An 18666-nucleotide genomic window follows, 5' to 3' on the forward strand; every position below is an offset into this window, starting at 1 on the left:
GTTTTTTATTTAGTGGTCAAAGATACAAACTTGTAAACTGCAAAAAAAGGCACTTTTAATAAAAAAAATGCCTTAATTCTTATTCTGTATTATACCTAATTACTTTGTTACCACATTTTCAGTACTTTTCTCTATTTTTATAAACTTAAAATCAGGTTCTCCGTCTACATCTACATTTCTAAAAAACTCATTAATTCCTCCATCAACAACTTTTATATTGTTTTTTGAAAGGTTATATCTGTTTTCTACATCTTCTATTTTTCTTTCATTTTGAGTTGCAAAAGTATTTTTACAATGTGCAATTATTATATTTTTAAGTTTTACAAGCTCTTCAAATTCTTCTGTTACTAATTGGTTTTTGACTACTAAGAAATCTTCAAATCCATATACAATACTATTTGTAAACGTTAAATAGCTGTCTTTATTTAAGAAAATAGATTCTTTAATTAGTCCTTGAGCATTATCCTCTAAATTTACTAATGTTATGTTTTCGGCTTGAATTTTTGTTTTATTTGCATTAGGGTCAAATCGATCATAATCGTCATAAGAATCAATTTCGAAACATCTAGATCCTTGAAAATCGGAAGAATACGGATTACGAATTGCAATACTATTATTTATTTTTGATTGTACACCTTGAGTAAAATCAAAATCATCATCTGTTGCTCTAAATGAGATTAATTTTTCTAGCGTAACGTTTCCTCCATAGAATTCGAATGAATCATCATTGCAGTAACTTACTTGAATGTTTTTTATGATTGTTTTGTTTCCTACTCCTGCAAACGAAAGTCCATTTAGTTCTTTTTTTGCACTCAATTTTCTTCCTGAATATTCAATTCTTACATAATTTAACACTCCTGAATCGCTTTCTGTGTTCTTTCCTCCATAAACATTGTATTGAGGATTTAAATCGAATTTTAAAATTCCTATTCCTCCAAAATTATTCACAGGTGCATCTCCCATTACTATTATGCCTCCCCAATCTCCTGGTCTTCTTGTGTATGTATCTTTATTTGTTGTAAATACTATTGGAAATCCTGGTGATCCGTTTGCTTCTATTTTTGCTCCTTTAGTAATTACTAATGTTCCACACGTTTCGTAATCTCCTCTTATTACGGTTCCAGGTTCTATTGTTAAAACTGCATTATTCGTTACATATACAACTCCATGTAATAAATATGTGTATCTATTTGAAAGTGTTGTGTTTTCTGTGATTGTTCCAGCTAATGTTTTATTAGTTTCTTTATATTCTTGTTTTTTAGGGTTGAAATTTGTCCAGCTTTCTATCCAATTGTCTTTGGTTATAATTCCAAAGTTAGATTGAGAAAAGCTTAAAAATGTACTTATTAAAAGTCCTGTTAATAGTATATTCTTTCTCATAGTAGTTTGTTTGTTTTAGTTCTTCAAAGCTATCATTCTAGCTTTATCAGAATCTTCCTATGAGATTATGAAATTGTTATTATACAGATTATTATATCAATTTATCATTAATAAAAAATGCCTCTTACACATAAGAGGCATTTAACGCATACAACTAACCCAAATTTATTGTATTAAAGATGTTTAAATTTTAAACTTCCTTTTTGTTTTAATTAAAATCAAAACGAATTCCTAAAGAAATATTATTTTGATCTACTGTATTATTTTTAAATAGTGGATTGATATCGTATTTAACATAAAGACTAGTAGCCTTATATCCAACATAAGTACTCAACCCGTACACGAAGTTTGATGTATTAAAATCTCCTTTTTGCTTATCTTTAATTTTATCACCGTCTAATTCATATTTGGTAATTTGTTTTGACTTAATATTAAAACCTCCATAACCTCCTAGACCAACCCTAAAAGAATTATGCGTTCTGAAATAAGTCTTTCCGTCTTCTGAAAGTTTTTTAGGTGTAAAATCAAATTCTAAATGTAGTGGAAAAACCAATTGTACATTTCGCAACCTTGATTCTTTTAAATCAACTGCTGCAATTTGCAATTCTGTTTGATTACCATTTTTAACAAAGAACCTGTTATTTGTTGGACGAAGATTATTATACATTACTGACAATCCATATTTTACATGTAATAAATTAGCATTTTTAAGAATTCTAGTGTTGTACGTCAAACCCCATTCATAAAAATGTGAACCTGCAACACGAAAATCTGAATTTTCAATATTTTCTCCTTCAGTGATTAAATTATTTAACCCTAAAGCAAATACAAATTGAGATGTAGTTCTTTTAGATTGTTTTTTTATAAAATCATCTGCACCATTATAAACTTTCATAGAAGAAAGGTTTATTTGTCTGTGGAATTCACCTATACTATCTGGGCTTGACCCAAAGACAATACTTGTACCTCCTCTTTTTGACTTTTCATTATTATCAGAAATTTTTCCGTCAATTTTATCTTGAATTAATTGATTTAATTTTTCTTCTTGAACAGCTACTTTAGATTCAATATTTTTTGCTCTTTCTTTGGCTTTTTTTAATTTTAGTTCATCTGCTTCATTTTTAGAAAGAGTTCCTTCACTAACCTGATTGTCTATTTTATCTATTTCAACTTTTAAAGCGTTTTTTTCTTCATTAGTTATCGAAGTAATTTGATCTCCAATTTGTTTTGCTCGAATTTCAAATGAAATAGGCTTTTGCTCCCTACCTTTAATTGTACCAGTTTCTTGAACAATTTCTTCAACAACCTCAACTATCACATCTTTAAACCATATTTGTCCTTTTCCATGCAACAAAACACCATAAGAAATTGAAGTTGCATCATTGGGAACAAATAAAACAACCTCATATTTTATCCAATCTGTTGTTCCTTTAATAGCTCTATTTTGCATATTATCAAAAGCCAAAACTTTTTCTTTGTAAAAATCTACACGCATCCAAAGTCCAGCCCAAGATTTCACATCTTCACTTTTAACATAACCAGACATTTTAATTGTCTTTCCTAGATATAAATCTGGTTGAATTGTTTGCATTATGTTTCCAAAGCCTTTAATATCTTTTTTAATTGACTTAATTGTTAAAACATTTTGATTGCTAAATTCGGTACTTGTATCAGAACCCATTCGATAACTTCCATCAACTGTTTCTCTATAAGACCAATCTTCTGAATTTTTAGATATGTCTGCTGTTTGAGCTTTTAAATTAGCTACAAAAGCAACTAACGTGATTACTGTGTAAAAAATAATTTTTTGCATAATTTTTCGCTTTTTGATTGATGATTTTTAATGATGATTTATTCGTAATTTCTATTAGCTACAGCTGTTTTTACTTGTTTAAAATTTCTTGTCAGTCTATCTAAAGTTGTTTCTTTATATTCTTCATTCAGTTCTTTCTCTGTTGATGTGAGCAACAATGATGCATCTACTTTTAAGTTAGATTCAATATTTTTATTAGTTTGAGGTTGTTGTTTTATTTCAACTTTTCTATTTTCTACACTTGCCAGCAAGGTTTCACCACTTATGTATTTATTTTTGACATTGATTCCCTTTACCTCATCTTGATTAATTTGCTCTATTTTGTCATTTTGAACAATTTTTGCTTCTTCTATTTTTACTATTTCCTCTACTTGGCTTTCGTTTTTACTTCTATTTTCTTTAGTAATAAATTTTTGAGATTGTTTATCATTATTTATTTCTGCTAAAGCTTCTTTTTCTTTTATTAAGATGTTATCTATTACTTGTTTTGTTTCATTCTTAACTGTATCAATATCTTTTTCATTAGTTACAATTTTTATATCATTAGTAGTTACAGTTGTATTGTTTTGATTATAAAACCAAAATCCGATTGTTAAAAAAACTAAAGATGTAGCGGCAATATACAACCATGAAAAACTCTTTTTTTTCTTATTTTCTTTAACAGAAAGCATTGCATCCAATCTATCCCAAGCTTGTTCTGATGGTTTTATTTCTCTTGAACTTAATTTTTCTTTTATTTTATGTTCCATTTTATTTGGTGCCATTTTGTTTTCTTTTTAATAGATTAACTTGTTCTTGAAGCATTTTTCTAGCATGTGATAATTGTGATTTTGATGTACCTTCACTTATCCTGAGCATTTTTGCAATTTCATTGTGCTTATAACCTTCTATTGCGTAAAGGTTAAATATCATTCGATAACCATCAGGTAAATTATCAATTAACATTTGAATATCATCTGCTGAAAAAGCGTCTATTTCAAAGCTATCTTCATTCTCAGATAAAATAATATTTTCTATTTCTTGATGATTAAACACGTTCTTCTTTACTCTAATAAAATCAATACACTCATTGACCATTATTTTTCTCATCCAACCTTCAAAACTGCCTTTGTGTTCAAACTTTTTCAGATTGGTAAATACTTTCATAAAAGCTGTAATCATTACATCTTCGGCATGATGAATGTCTTTAATATATTGACGACACACACCTAACATCTTAGGAGAAAACTTAGTATACAATTGATGTTGCGCTTGTCTGTTATTTAAGACCGCTTGCTCTATTACTTGTTTTTCTTCTCTATGTAAGTCTATTACCTTCATTTATTTTTTAGAAATTAAATTCTGATTTTAGAACCACTTTCTATTTATATAGACGAGATGTTTTTTTAAAAGGTTGTATAGAAACTAAAAAATTATTTAAAAAAATTATTTTTTACGTTCAATAACATAATTCACCATTAAAATAAGAGAATCTTTATATGGTGATGAAGGGAAGTTTTGAATAAGCAATAATGCTTCTTGTTGGAATTGAATCATTTTTTGTTCAGCATAAGCTAATCCGTTTTTGTCTTTTACAAATTGGATTACTTCTCGAACTCTCTTTTTGTCTTTATTATGATTTTTTACTGAATTAATTACCCAGTTTTTTTCTTTAGTAGTACAATTATTTAATGCGTAAATCAAAGGAAGTGTCATTTTTTGCTCCTTAATATCAATTCCTGTTGGTTTACCAATTGCATCATCTGTATAGTCAAATAAGTCATCTTTTATTTGAAAAGCCATTCCAATTAGTTCGCCAAATTTTCGCATTTTTTCTACTAGTTCTCCGTTTTCTGGAACTACTGAACATGCTCCAAGTGAACAACAAGCGGCAATAAGTGTGGCTGTTTTTTGACGGATTATTTCATAATAAATATCTTCTGTTATATCTAATCTACGTGCTTTTTCAATTTGCAATAATTCTCCTTCGCTCATTTCACGAACAGCTACTGAAATTATTTTCAATAAATCAAAATCGTTATTATCTATGGAAAGCAATAAGCCTTTTGACAATAAATAATCACCGACTAATACTGCAATTTTATTTTTCCAGAGTGCATTTATTGAGAAAAACCCTCTACGTTTATTACTATCATCTACAACATCATCATGAACTAAAGTTGCTGTATGGATAAGTTCGATCACTGAAGCACCACGATATGTGCGTTCATTTACATCATTATTATTAGCAACCATTTTTGCGGTTAAGAAAACAAACATTGGTCGCATTTGTTTTCCTTTTCGGTTTACTATATAATGAGTAATTCTATTAAGTAGCGCTACTTTTGAAGACATTGATTCACGGAACTTTTTTTCGAAAAGTTCCATTTCTACAAAAATAGGTTGTTTTATTTGCTCTACGATTTTCATTTATGCTTCAAAAATAGCTAAAACTTTGTTTTAAAACAAAGCCTTCTCTATTTGTTTCATCTAGATGGAAGTGACATTCTCTTTTGTTTTACAATAACCACGTTTGATATTATAAAATTATCTCCAAGAAAATTAATTATCTTAAGTTTTATTTGCCAATTGTCCACAAGCAGCATCAATATCTTTTCCTCTACTTCTCCTAACTTTAACTATAATATCATTTTTTTCTAGTGCTTCAATATAGTTTTCGGTTGCTTGTTCTGAAGCTTGTTGAAATTCTCCATCATCAATAGGATTATATTCAATAAGGTTTACTTTACAAGGTACATATTTGCAAAATTTCACTAAGGCATCAATTGATTTTTTATCATCATTTATTCCTTTCCAAACCACATATTCATAAGTTACTTTACTCTTTGTTTTTTTATACCAATATTCTAATGCTTCTCTTAAATCTGTTAGAGGAAAGCTCTTTGTAAAAGGCATTATATTATTCCTGGTTTCTTCAATTGCAGAATGAAGCGAAACAGCCAATTTGAATTTCACTTCATCATCTGCCATTTTTTTTATCATTTTGGAAACACCAGAAGTAGAAACAGTAATTCGTTTTGGAGACATCCCTAATCCTTCAGGAGAAGTTATCATATCTATTGCTTTCATTACGTTTGGGTAATTCATCAATGGCTCTCCCATTCCCATAAAAACAATATTAGATAATGGTCTATCATAATACAATCTACTTTCATTATCAATTGCTGCTACTTGATCGTAAATTTCTCCTGGCTCAAGGTTTCTCATTCTTTTTAAACGAGCTGTTGCACAAAAATTACAATCTAAACTACAACCTACTTGACTAGAAACACATGCTGTTGTTCTTGTTTTTGTTGGAATTAGAACTGATTCTACAATTAAATCATCGTGCAAACGGACAGCATTTTTAACGGTTCCATCTTCACTGCGTTGCATTGTATCAACTTTTATATGATTGATTACAAAATTAGCCTCAAGCATGTTTCTAGTTTCTTTTGAAATATTTGTCATATCTTCAAAAGAATGTGCTCTTTTACTCCACAACCATTCATATACTTGATTTCCTCTAAATGCTTTATCATCATTAGAGACAAAGAAATCTCGTAATTGCTCTTTAGTTAAAGCTCTTATGTCTTTTTTCATCGTTTGCATGGTGCAAAGGTAAAAGAAAATTATGGATAAATATTTTTCAAATTGGTATAAAAATTTAAGCTATTTCTTCTTCAAAACAGTATTTTCTAATACTAATATATCTAAGGCTGTTTCTTTGAATAGTTGTAATGCTTCTTGAGGTGTTTCTACGATAGGCATCCCTTTTCTGTTTAAACTTGTATTTAACAACACTGCAATTTCACTTTCTTTGTGGAATGCTACTAATAATTTTGAAAATCTAGGATTCCAAGTTCCATCAACGGTTTGTACTCTTGCAGATCCATTACAGTGCGTTACATTTTTCAAACTATTAAGGTGTTCTTTTTTTGTTTTATCTACTAAAATCATATAAGGACTATTTCTTCCTGATTCAAAATACTCGTTTACTTTATCTTTTAATACAGCAGGAGCAAAAGGTCTGAAATCTTCACGAAATTTAATATTCGCATTAATATGATTTTTCATATTTTCAATTCCTGGATGGGCTAATATACTTCTCCTACCTAATGATCTTGGACCAAATTCTGATCCTGAATGAAACCATCCTATTGTTTTTCCTGTATTTAGTTCTTTTGCACAATACTTTAACAACTCATCTTCTTCAATAAAATTTTGAATTTGAAAAGATTCCATTTCTTGACTATTAATAAAAAAATCTATTTCATTTTGGCTATATTCTTTACCAAAACAAGTACTTCCATCTGTTGCAATTTTTGGCATTTTCATATATTCTAACCAACCGTAATAAGCACAACCTAATGCTAATCCATTATCACTTGCTGCTGGTTCAAAGTAAATATCTTTAGCAACTTCAATATCCATTAGTTTTGCATTTGCTACTGCATTTAATGCAACTCCACCTGTATAACATAGATTTTCATGAGGATATTTAGACATTCTTTCTTGAATACACCAAATAACAGCTTTTTCAACTTGTTCTTGTGCCCATTTTGCAATATTTGCATAGTATGTGAAATGCTTTTTAAAATATTCATATCCACTTGAAGGGTTATTCAAATAGTCTTTCCAATAATCTTTAACAAATAATCTATTTGATTCAAACTTAAAAGCTTCAAAATTATAAACACCAGAAACTCCATAAGGAGCTAATCCCATTAACTTCCCTACATCGTCCATATTTCCAAAAACATATTTACTAATAGTTGCATAAAACCCTCCTATTGAATGTTGAGTTGTTGGTAATGATAATCTGTTCTCTGACTCTTTTGTGACAATACTAAAGTCTTTATACAATGGAATCATTTTTTGCCCATCAAAATGATAAAAACTATCTTTTTCACATTGCATTTGTATTTCATTGAGAATTGACGAATCAATTATATCTTTTTGATAAGGATGTAATTCTAAAAACTGTTCTAATGGACTCCCACAACCATCTATAACCATAACATTACATGTTGAAAAATGAGATGTTCCAACTGCACTATAAGCATGAGCTAAGTGATGTGATATATTAACAATTTTTGGTTCTTCTGTATTTGAAAAAGGTCTTTTCCCTTTAAAATAATCACATTTTGGTATACTAAAGTTTTCGCACTGCACTACTAAATCAACATCCTTTAATGTTATTCCTTCTGCATCTAAACAATATTGAATGGCTTGTGAATCATTTCCTCCATCATGCTTTATTCTAGTAATTCTTTCTTTCTCTATAGCTACACACACTTGACCGTCTTTTAACAAGACAGCCGAACCGTTATGAGAAAGTCCTGTTCCTATTATATAAATTGGTTTACTCATCTATAATCTTGAAATTTATTGAAAACTACAAAAAATATTTTGATAACTTTGAATGATATTTTAAAACTCAAAATTAAGATGCATTTTATATCAGAAGATTTAGAAAATTATGTTGCTAATCATAGCCAGAACGAGCCAGAACTGCTAGCAAAACTAAATAGAGAAACATATCAAAAAATTTTACAACCTAGAATGTTAAGTGGGCATTTTCAAGGTAGAGTATTAAGTATGTTATCTAAAATTATTAATCCTAATTCCATTTTAGAAATTGGTACTTATACAGGTTATGCTACTCTATGTTTAGCTGAAGGTTTAAAAAAAGAAGGAACCATTGATACTATTGATGTTAATGAAGAACTTTTTGATTTTCAAAAAAAGTATTTTGATGCTTCAGAATGGAAAAATCAAATATTTCAACATCTGGGAAATGCGTTAGATATTATTCCTAATCTAAATAAAAAATTTGACTTAGTTTTTATTGATGCGGATAAAGAAAATTACATTAATTATTTTAATATAATAATCCCAATGATGAATAAAGGCGGAATTATTTTATCTGACAATGTACTTTGGAGCGGAAAAGTAATTGAAGAACTAGATCCTAAAGATATTAGCACCAAGATACTTGTTGAGTATAATGAACTACTAAACAATGATATTAGAGTAGAATCCGTTTTATTACCAATTAGAGATGGGTTAACAGTTAGTAGAGTTCTATAATTTCTACTAACTATTCTCATTTTATTTTCTACTTCTTTTTAAATATATTGAATATCCTTTATAAAAAACAGTTCCAAATAAAGCTCCAAAAAAGTAACCTGTTAAGATATCAATCGGGAAATGCAGTCCAAGATATATTCTACTATAAGCAAAGATTAAAGGGAAAAAGAATACAACAAAAGCATACTTATAGTATTGTCTTAAAATTAAGAAAATAAAAGTCATAGTTGCTGTAGAATTTGAAGCATGTCCTGAAAAGAAACTATACGAATTACTTGTTTTAACAACTCTAATAATGGTATTAATTTCAGGATCATTACATGGTCTTAAGCGTTGAAAAGAGTATTTAAAAAGATTTGTAATTTGATCCGTAAAAGTAATTAATAAAGCTATAATTAATAATACTATTCCTAGATTTTTCCAGCCAATTTTCTTTTGTAGAATTAATAACAAAATAACAAAATAAGGCGTCCAATTGAGCTGCTTTGTTATTTGTAACCAAAAGGCATCAAAGGATTCTGAGCCTAAACCGTTAAGAAATACTAATAGTTCTTTATCTAGTGTAATAATTTGTTCCAAGATTAAAATTGTCTTTTGATAGGTCCAGATAAGTTTTCAATATCTTCTTTAACTTCCTGAATTGGGTTTTGTATATCCGTAGTTATATCCTTCAATGGATTAACTGTATTATTTATTCCTTCTTTTGCTTTATTTATTTCATCTGAAATACCGTCAGTTATAGAATTCAAATCTATACCCGAATCTGTTGTGCTATTTTGAATTTCGTTTTTAATTTCATTAGTAGCATTTTTTAATTGAGCCATAGTTTTACCCATAAATCTAGCTACATCAGGAATTCCTTTTGAACCAAAAATCATAATTGCAATTAATATTATTATGATAAGTTCGCCTCCACCTATGCCAAACATTGTTTCTTTATTAAATTATAGTGAACAAAGTTACAAAGAAAAAAATAACCTAATGTCAATCTTTATAATTTTGACATTAGGTTTAACTATTTTTTCATATATCTTAAAAAAATTATTTCTTATCTAATTCATCAAATTTAGATATCACTGCTTCACTTGGCCACACATTATTTACCGTGTCAATATCAGCGGTTTCTAATTTTGGATCTAATTGAATTTTAACTATTTTTTTATTTGTAGCAAATACTCTTTTTGCTGTGTCATTATTCTTTCTCCAAATTTGAACCGGAAACTTACAATCCTCTTTAGTTCCATCTTCATATTGAAGTTCTACAATAATTGGCATCATTAATCCTCCTGGTTTTTCAAACTCAACTTCATAAAAATATTTAGGATTTTTTAATGCAGCCTTCTCTTCAGAAGTATAATTTTTAGACACATAATCTTCGAGAACTTGAACATCTTTTACTTCAAATGCTTTTTTTGTCTTTGGATTAAACTCTTTATGTGTCTCATCAACTAAATAAATAAATGGCCCGATATCTCTTAAAGACCTTCCTCTTCTCGCTACGAAATTCTTCATTTCTTCAGTAGGCTCTGATGAAACATAATATTGTTTTACTTCTTTAATGCCAATATCAACATAATCCGTAGAATAAAACCATCCTCTCCAAAACCAATCTAAATCTACTGCTGAAGCATCTTCCATTGTTCTAAAAAAGTCTTCTGGTGTTGGGTGTTTAAACTTCCATCTTTGAGCATACGTTTTAAATGCATGATCAAAAAGCTCTCTCCCCATTATAGTTTCACGAAGAATATTTAATCCTGTTGCTGGTTTTCCATAAGCGTTTGCTCCAAAATTATATATATTTTCAGAGTTAGACATTATTGGCTCTAAATATTTTTGATTTCCTTTCATATAAGGAACTATTTTATCTGCTGGACCTCTATCTGTTGGAAAATTAGGGTCAAATTCCAATTCTGTTAAATATTCTAAAAAAGTATTCAATCCTTCATCCATCCATGTCCATTGTCTCTCATCTGAATTTACAATCATTGGAAAGAAATTATGCCCTACTTCATGAATAATTACACCTAACATTCCGTATTTAACTCTATCAGAATATTTTCCATCTTTATCAGGTCGTCCAAAATTCCAACAAATCATAGGATATTCCATTCCTTGATCTTGTGCAGAAACAGAAACTGCTTTTGGATATGGATAATCAAATGTATGTCTTGAATATGTTTTTAAAGTTTGTGCAACCGCTCTTGTAGAATATTCTCCCCAAAGTGGATTAGCCTCTTTCGGGTAAATTGAAATAGCCATTGGTTTATTTTTTTCCAACTGAACAGCCATTGCGTCTAACATAAATTTCCTAGATGATGAAAATCCGAAATCACGAACATTTTCAGCTTTAAATTTCCAAGTACTCTTTTTATCAGAAAATCCTTTTTCAGCTTTTTCAGCTTCTTCTTGAGTTACAATTAAAACTGGTTTATCGAAAGTGTTTTCTGCTAATTCCCATCTTTTCATTTGTTCTGCAGTAAACACATCTTTTCTATTTTGATGTGCTCCAGTTGCTTCTAATATGTGATCAGAAGGCACAGTAATGTTTACATCGTAATTTCCAAAAGTTAGAGCAAATTCTCCTCTTCCCCAAAATTGCATATTCTGCCAACCTTCAACATCGCTATAAACCGCCATTCTAGGATAAAACTGAGCAATTACATATAAACGATTTCCATCTTCAAACTCTTCGTAACCTGAACGACCTCCATCAACTTGATAATTATTAATATTATACCACCATTTAATTGAAAAAGTAAATTTGCCTTTTGATTGTAAAGGTTTTGCAAGGTTTATACGCATCATTGTTTGATTGATGGTGTAACTTATGTCTTTACCTGATTTGTCTTTTACATATTCTATATGAAATCCTCCTTGAAAAGGCTCTTCCATGAATTTTTTAGCAAATTTATCTGGAGCTAATCCTGGATCAACTCTTTCATTATCCACTAATGGTGATTTTGAATCTGCTGAACGAACATTCTGATCCAGTTGCACCCATAAGTATTCTAATGGTTCTGGTGAATTATTATAATATGTAATCGTTTCCGAACCTAATAGTTTTTTATTTTTATCATCTAGCTCAAGGTTCATTTTATAATCAGCTCTTTGTTGATAATACGCTGGACCAGGCGCTCCCGAAGCTGTTCTAAACATATTTGGCGTAGCCATTAAGTCATACATTTGACGAAATTTATTTTCGTTATAATGACCTGGCTCTCTTCCTTTATCTTCGGTTTTCACTTCCTGAGCTATCGCAAAAAAAGAAGTAATTAAAACCAAAATCGAAGAAAATAAAATTCTATTTTTCATGGTAGGTTAATTAGTTTTCAAAATTTTAACAAAGCAGTTTGGTCAGTATTGGTTAACAAAAAACTACTTTTTTTATTATTTATATCTGTATGTAACAAATTTTGTTGTTCTTTAAAAATTTCAGTCAAAACTGAATTTTCGATTTCGAAAGTAGTAATTTTTTCAGAAAAATTCACTTTTAAGTAACAAATTAACACATCATTATCAATTTCAGTTCCTAAAAAATGAATTTCACTTAGCTTGTTATTAATATTTATCCTTATTTTTTCATTTAAATATTTCTCAACAAAATTTTCAGCACCTTCAATTTCTCTATTTGATGCCAAATAAATTTTTTTATTATATCTCTTTTCTAAAGCTTTATTTAAATCATCAATAAAAATTCTTGATGTTATTTCTACTCTACCTTTTTTGTCTACATAATCAATTTGAGTTACAGAGACATAAAACTTATGTATTGTAAAAGAACTTACAATAAGGAACAGAAATAAAAAGGATATTATTTTAATCTTATTTTTCATCTGACAAATGTAATAATTCTTCATTTTCTTTTTTAAACGCCTTTGATTTATCTATTAAATATTCTATCAGTTTTAATTCATTCTCTACTTTTAAAAATTCTACTAAATCATAACTTGACATTTCCGCATACGCTAAAAAAGGAACAATTTCCTCATTTTTAATTTTCAATGTAGATATAAAAAAATGATGTGAAAAACGCTCATTAATATGTTCTGCAAATGATTTTGACTGAATGTCTCTCAATCGTCTTTCTTCGAGAACCAAAGAAGCATTTTTTTTTGAGTTTTTTTTAATTCCTAATAATCTTCCAATTCCTCTTCCGATAGCTAGAAAATCAATATTAGATCCATTAGGAGCAAAATGATCTGGTGAAGTTGTTATTTTATTACCTTTATTAAATCTCTCATCTCCATAATTTTTAGTTACATTCATATCAATCCCTGAAAAACCACCATACGTTTTTATCTTTTTCGTATCTACTTCTAAATCACCTGTCAAAGTATAAGGTGTGACTACAACTTCATCGAGTTCGTTTATTTTTACTTTTAAACGAATTTCTAACTCTTCTGTCCAAAAGTCTTTTTCTGTAAGAACATATTTCTGGGAAACAAATGATAATCCTTGAAAATATAATGTATCTTTTGCTTTTGCAGTAATAGAAAATCTACCATCAACATCAGAAATTGCTCCTATATTTGAACTTACATTAAAAATTGTAATTTCGGCTACTTCCATAGAATCGGCTATAATTCTACCTCGTATTACTTCTCTTTCTCTTGGGATATTTTGCGAGAAGAAAAATTGTGAAAACAACAATAATAGAACAAAACTAATCTTTCCCATTATCTTTTTCTTTTTTACCAATACCCTTAATTTCAATATATTCTGATGCTAATTGCCCTAAAATAAAAGTAGCCATTGTTTTATTTTCATTTTTCATAGCATCAACATATCTTTCATCTTCTACTACATAAAATAAAAAACCATCTACATACTCTTCTGGAATTTTTAAAGTATTTATAATGTACTCCTTTTGATAATAATCGCTAGTTTCTTCTTGAAGCATTTCTTTTTTCTCTATTTTCAATTCTTTTTTAAGCATTTTGGTTCTTCCACTAATTGCGTTTATTAAACCATCAACACTCATTCCTCCTAAAGGAATTAACAACGGACTATACCATTTAAATTCTTCTGCTGATTGCAGTCTTCTTTCTGCTGGTGTATATACTTTTTGCCCTTTTGGTACAATTCCCAAAGATTCTGCATTTATATTTTTATATTTAATAAGTGTTACTTCTGTTAATTGATTAACTAATGCTTCCATTGGAACAAATACTAAATCTTGATCAAAATCTTTTTGCACAACTACTCTTTGATATCCTTTTAAATGTACTGCACTAAACATTAATGTATCATTAACTTTTGCTTTTATTGTAAAATAACCTCCACGTTCTGAAATTACTCCTATATTTTTAGAAACATTTATAACATGAATTTCATCTAAAAAATTTGATTCAGAAACAATCTTTCCTTTAAAAATAGAGTCATTTTGAGCCCATATAAAAAGAGGAAACAATAAAAATAAGAGTATTTTTTCTTTCATTAATGTTGTTTTTTTAAGTATTCTGTAAAAATAAATGAGTTTAGTGCCAATTAAATACTAACAAGATTATAAACTTTTGTTAATTGAAAATATTATTTTTGAAAAAAAAATCATGAAAAATTTAATTATAGCAAGTACTTCCACTTTACACAATGGGAGTTATCTTGATTATTTGTTACCAACTTTAGAAGATCATTTCAAAGAAGTTTCTACTATTTTATTTATTCCTTATGCAAGACCTAGTGGAATTTCTCATGATGAATATACCTCAAAAGTAAAAAAGGCTTTTATTCTTATTAATAAAAAAGTTAAAGGAATTCATGAATTTGAAAATCCAATTGAAGCTATAAAAAATGCTGAAGCTATTTTTACAGGTGGAGGAAATACTTTTGTTTTAGTAAACGAATTATATCGCAACAATGTTTTAAACACTTTAGAAGAGGTAATTAAAAATGGCACTCCATATTTAGGCACAAGCGCAGGAAGTAATATCTGTGGACTTACTATGAATACCACAAACGACATGCCCATTGTTTATCCTCCAAGTTTTAGAACATTAGGTTTAGTTTCTTTCAACATTAATCCTCATTATCTTGATCCAGAAATAGACTCAACCCACATGGGAGAAACTAGAGAAACTAGAATTAAAGAATTTCATGCTTACAATCCGCAACCAGTAATTGGATTAAGAGAAGGAAGCTGGTTAGAAGTTCGTAATAATTCTGTAAAATTAAAAGGAAACTTAACAGCTCGAGTATTTAAACGAAATCAAGAGCCTATTGAAATTGACCCTGAAACAGAATTAAATAATTTATAAAAACAAAAAAGTCTCAAACTAATGTTTGAGACTTTTTTTTTGAGCGGAAGACGAGGCTCGAACTCGCGACAACCAGCTTGGAAGGCTGGAGCTCTACCAACTGAGCTACTTCCGCAAATGATGATTCTTTTAAAACTTTCATCTAAAGTTTTTGAGCGGAAGACGAGGCTCGAACTCGCGACAACCAGCTTGGAAGGCTGGAGCTCTACCAACTGAGCTACTTCCGCTTTTGTGGGTGCAAATATACTTTATTTTTATTTTTACTTGCAAGTTTTTTTTAAAAAAAATTACACTTACATTTGTAATCCCAACATTTCTACAAAACAAAACACTCTAAAATATTATAAATGAGAAGTTTAAAAATTAATAGAAATTAAAAAAAATACTACAAACGAAACGCACATTATTAAACATCTTGTTTTAAAAAGTAAAAAAATAATAGAATCTTACTTTTTTGATGAAAATAATGACATTACTACTAATTTATTTTTGGCATGTTTTTAGATAATACACTAACAACAGATTTATCATCTGTTTAGTTTATAAAGTATCAAACATAATTTAATTTTCAAAATCACTATTTATAGTGAGTGTTTAAATAAGCTGGCAACTTAATTTTGTCAAATCATAGAAATTCATAATATAAGCAATTAAGAATTAACATTAATAAACAGGTTTTTCTTTTAAAAAACATTAAAAATATATGGTAAAAAATATACTCATTATATTCTCTTTAATTTTCTTACTCATCAGTTGCAAAGAAAGTTCTGATAAAGCAAGTATTTCTGCTAATGAAGAACCTATAGAAGAAATTAGCAAGCCTATTCCTACTGAACTAATTGAAACATTGAAAGATAGCATTAAATTGTTTTACAACAAACTAAACAATCATGAGATTTGGTTTAATAAAACAAATAGAATTGCTTTGATTAATGAAGTTAAAAATTGCCATCAAGATGGTTTAGATCCAAATGATTATAATTTAAAGGAAATCTTAAAATTAGAAAAAGAAAGAGACTCGTTAAATGATAAGGCTATTTTTGACTACGATATTTTATTGACTAGTACATTTGAAAAACTAGCATTACATCTTTACAAAGGGAAATTAGACCCTAAAAAAGTATATTCTGACTGGGATTTAAAACCTAAATCATTAGCATTATCTCCATACTTAGAAAAAGGAATTAAGTCTAAAGAAATTTCGAATGTTTTTAAAGAATTAAAACCTCAACATTTCATATACAATCAAATTAAAAAAAGTTTAATTATACTAGAAAAATATCCTGAATATGATTTTAAAAAGAGTGAAGCTAAAGACAAGATTGAATTAAATGATACAACTGATGAAATTATAACCATCAAACACAAATTAGCTTACTGGAAAGATTACACTCGAAATGATAGTATAACAACTGCAATTTATGATTCCATCACATTTAATGCTGTAAAGAAATTTCAAGCCAGAAATGGTCTTAAATCGGATGGAGTAATAGGAAAAGGTACGATAAAGGCTCTTAATTTCTCCAAAGAAGAAAGAATACACCAAATAATAGCTAATTTGGAAAGATGGAAATGGTTTCCAAGGGATTTTGGCGATAATTATTTAATTACAAATTTACCCGACTATAAAATTACTTATGTGGCAAAAAGAGACACGCTTTCAGAACATAATATTGTTGTAGGGACTCCAAAAAGAAAAACACCGATTCTAATTTCAAAATTATCAAACTTAGTATTCAATCCAACATGGACAGTTCCTCCTACAATTATAAAAGAAGATTTAACACCTTCTGCTAAAAAGAATATTTCTTATTTTACAAGAACCCGAATGACTATTTATGACTCAACAGGAAACAAAATAGCTCCTGAAGAATGGGATCCTGAAAAATCAAGATCTTATAGATATGTACAAACATCTGGATATAATAATTCTTTAGGCTTAGTTAAATTTAATTTCCCTAATCGTCATTTAGTTTATCTACATGACACAAATCATAGAGATTATTTTTCAAGAGAATACAGAGCCCTTAGTTCTGGATGTGTTAGAGTTGAAAATCCTTTAGATTTATCAGAAAAAATTCTTGATAATGAAGAAAGAGGTTGGACAAAAAAAGAAATTGATACTATTATAAAAAAGAAAAACATTAAAACCATTCCTATTAAAAATGAGATTAATGTTTATATTTTATATTGGACTAATTGGCTAGATAAAGATGGCAGCTTACAATTCCGAGATGACATTTACAATCTAGACAAAAAATTATACAATTCTCTAAGAAGTTAATTTAGATTTTTTTGAATAGCTTCTAGATGGATGGTAAATGAACAAACATGTCTTGTCTTTAATCAATTCTATCAATTTAGCTGAAATTTCATTTGGAACAGCAGGACAACCTTGGCTTCTTCCTAAACGCCCATTTGATTTTATAAACTTTTCAGAAACATAGTCAGCACCATGAATTACAACAGCTCTATCTCTTGCTTTATCATTTATCCCATACTCTAAACCATCTAAACGTAATGAAAGACCATGTTTACCTATGTATGTTTCACCTGTAGTGTAAAACCCTAAACTACTTTGATATGATTCTGATCTATTTGAAAAATCGCTTGCAAATAATTCTCCTGAATTTCTTCCATGAGCTACTAATGACTGCAAAACAATTTCTTTAGTTTCCATATTAATCACCCACATTCTTTCTTCGTTTGAAGACAAACTAAAATCAACAATTGTTAAATATTCTTTTTCTATTAAACCTTGTTCTTTTAAATTGTTATATCCTTCAAAAGCTTTAAAAAAACTATCAAAATTAGGCAACTTATATTCATTGGATGTTATATTGCTATAAAATGACTTACATTTTATCTCTAATGCTAATTTTAAGTTTGCTGCTACTAATTTTGGATCTGTACTTTTATTAATTTCTACCCTTTCAATACCTTTGAAAGTAGTAAAGCTAAATAATAAAAAACTTAGGGCAAAAAGGGGGATTAATCGGTAATTCATTGTAAGTCTAGTAGTTATTATATTGTTAAGCGGTTCCAAATATATTTAAAAAAAACTAAGAAACAAATTTTTTTACACCATTAGTCGAAAAAAAATGCTTTTTATCGGTTTTCCATACAAAACGTTAAAGATATTATAAT

The 18666-nt window shown here is 28.7% G+C and carries 17 protein-coding genes and 2 tRNA genes; 3 read left to right on the top strand and 16 right to left on the bottom strand.

Features of this window, described 5'->3' with window-relative positions; genetic code table 11:
* Positions 1 to 99 precede the first annotated feature (99 nt).
* From LXD69_RS02270 to LXD69_RS02300, 7 genes are all read right to left on the bottom strand, one after another.
* Entirely contained in the window at positions 100 to 1380 is a 1281-nt protein-coding gene (locus tag LXD69_RS02270; protein ID WP_045967509.1) for a hypothetical protein, read from the bottom strand.
* Between the two features lie 208 nt (positions 1381 to 1588).
* Positions 1589 to 3193 (bottom strand): coiled-coil domain-containing protein, encoded by a 1605-nt coding sequence (locus LXD69_RS02275; RefSeq protein WP_246917182.1) that lies wholly within the window; start codon positions 3191 to 3193, stop codon positions 1589 to 1591.
* A gap of 38 nt (positions 3194 to 3231) precedes the next feature.
* Positions 3232 to 3957: a hypothetical protein gene (locus tag LXD69_RS02280; protein ID WP_246917184.1), complete on the bottom strand. Its 726-nt coding sequence runs from the start codon at positions 3955 to 3957 to the stop codon at positions 3232 to 3234.
* A complete protein-coding gene (locus LXD69_RS02285; RefSeq protein ID WP_045967507.1) occupies positions 3944 to 4513 on the bottom strand; it encodes an RNA polymerase sigma factor in 570 nt (189 codons plus the stop codon). Before LXD69_RS02285 ends, LXD69_RS02280 begins: the two co-directional genes overlap by 14 nt.
* A gap of 105 nt (positions 4514 to 4618) precedes the next feature.
* Entirely contained in the window at positions 4619 to 5602 is a 984-nt protein-coding gene (locus tag LXD69_RS02290) for a polyprenyl synthetase family protein (protein ID WP_246917187.1), read from the bottom strand.
* Between the two features lie 141 nt (positions 5603 to 5743).
* Complete coding sequence (gene rlmN, locus LXD69_RS02295; protein ID WP_246917190.1) at positions 5744 to 6784, bottom strand: 23S rRNA (adenine(2503)-C(2))-methyltransferase RlmN; 1041 nt, start codon at positions 6782 to 6784, stop codon at positions 5744 to 5746.
* 60 nt (positions 6785 to 6844) lie between these two features.
* Complete coding sequence (locus LXD69_RS02300; RefSeq protein ID WP_246917192.1) at positions 6845 to 8545, bottom strand: carbamoyltransferase C-terminal domain-containing protein; 1701 nt, start codon at positions 8543 to 8545, stop codon at positions 6845 to 6847.
* Positions 8546 to 8623: 78 nt separating this feature from the next.
* Here LXD69_RS02300 and LXD69_RS02305 point away from each other — a divergent pair, with 78 nt between their 5' ends.
* Positions 8624 to 9265: an O-methyltransferase gene (locus LXD69_RS02305; RefSeq protein WP_045967503.1), complete on the top strand. Its 642-nt coding sequence runs from the start codon at positions 8624 to 8626 to the stop codon at positions 9263 to 9265.
* A gap of 21 nt (positions 9266 to 9286) precedes the next feature.
* Here the strand turns inward: LXD69_RS02305 and LXD69_RS02310 are convergent, their stop codons facing one another.
* The 6 genes from LXD69_RS02310 to LXD69_RS02335 all read right to left on the bottom strand — a co-directional run bounded on the left by LXD69_RS02310 (position 9287) and on the right by LXD69_RS02335 (position 14702).
* Positions 9287 to 9847, bottom strand: coding sequence for a phosphatase PAP2 family protein (locus tag LXD69_RS02310; protein WP_246918919.1), 561 nt, complete (start codon positions 9845 to 9847; stop codon positions 9287 to 9289).
* Positions 9847 to 10194 carry a twin-arginine translocase TatA/TatE family subunit gene (locus tag LXD69_RS02315; RefSeq protein ID WP_246917195.1) on the bottom strand — a complete coding sequence of 116 codons (348 nt, stop codon included), beginning with the start codon at positions 10192 to 10194 and terminating at the stop codon, positions 9847 to 9849. The genes LXD69_RS02310 and LXD69_RS02315 overlap by 1 nt, the downstream gene beginning before the upstream one ends.
* A gap of 112 nt (positions 10195 to 10306) precedes the next feature.
* Positions 10307 to 12577, bottom strand: coding sequence for a M1 family metallopeptidase (locus LXD69_RS02320; RefSeq protein ID WP_246917199.1), 2271 nt, complete (start codon positions 12575 to 12577; stop codon positions 10307 to 10309).
* Positions 12578 to 12594: 17 nt separating this feature from the next.
* Positions 12595 to 13098 (bottom strand): DUF6702 family protein, encoded by a 504-nt coding sequence (locus LXD69_RS02325; protein WP_045967499.1) that lies wholly within the window; start codon positions 13096 to 13098, stop codon positions 12595 to 12597.
* Positions 13088 to 13942: a carboxypeptidase-like regulatory domain-containing protein gene (locus LXD69_RS02330; RefSeq protein ID WP_045967498.1), complete on the bottom strand. Its 855-nt coding sequence runs from the start codon at positions 13940 to 13942 to the stop codon at positions 13088 to 13090. The genes LXD69_RS02325 and LXD69_RS02330 overlap by 11 nt, the downstream gene beginning before the upstream one ends.
* Positions 13929 to 14702, bottom strand: coding sequence for a hypothetical protein (locus LXD69_RS02335; RefSeq protein ID WP_246917201.1), 774 nt, complete (start codon positions 14700 to 14702; stop codon positions 13929 to 13931). Before LXD69_RS02335 ends, LXD69_RS02330 begins: the two co-directional genes overlap by 14 nt.
* 112 nt (positions 14703 to 14814) lie before the next feature.
* On the opposite strand from LXD69_RS02335, the gene pepE reads away from it, so the two are divergent.
* Entirely contained in the window at positions 14815 to 15519 is a 705-nt protein-coding gene (pepE, locus tag LXD69_RS02340) for a dipeptidase PepE (RefSeq protein WP_246917204.1), read from the top strand.
* A gap of 42 nt (positions 15520 to 15561) precedes the next feature.
* On the opposite strand, the gene LXD69_RS02345 is transcribed toward pepE, so the two are convergent.
* Positions 15562 to 15634 (bottom strand) — tRNA-Gly (locus tag LXD69_RS02345).
* A 39-nt stretch (positions 15635 to 15673) separates the two neighbouring features.
* Positions 15674 to 15746 (bottom strand) — tRNA-Gly (locus tag LXD69_RS02350).
* Between the two features lie 476 nt (positions 15747 to 16222).
* Here LXD69_RS02350 and LXD69_RS02355 point away from each other — a divergent pair.
* Complete coding sequence (locus LXD69_RS02355; protein WP_246917207.1) at positions 16223 to 17803, top strand: L,D-transpeptidase family protein; 1581 nt, start codon at positions 16223 to 16225, stop codon at positions 17801 to 17803.
* Here the strand turns inward: LXD69_RS02355 and LXD69_RS02360 are convergent.
* The gene (locus tag LXD69_RS02360; RefSeq protein ID WP_045967494.1) at positions 17792 to 18526 is read right to left on the bottom strand and encodes a murein L,D-transpeptidase catalytic domain family protein; all 735 of its coding nucleotides are present in this window, start codon (positions 18524 to 18526) and stop codon (positions 17792 to 17794) included. The two genes, LXD69_RS02355 and LXD69_RS02360, sit on opposite strands and share 12 nt — an antisense overlap.
* Between the last annotated feature and the right edge of the window lie 140 nt (positions 18527 to 18666).

This window comes from Flavobacterium sediminilitoris (assembly GCF_023008245.1).
GTDB lineage: Bacteria > Bacteroidota > Bacteroidia > Flavobacteriales > Flavobacteriaceae > Flavobacterium > Flavobacterium sediminilitoris.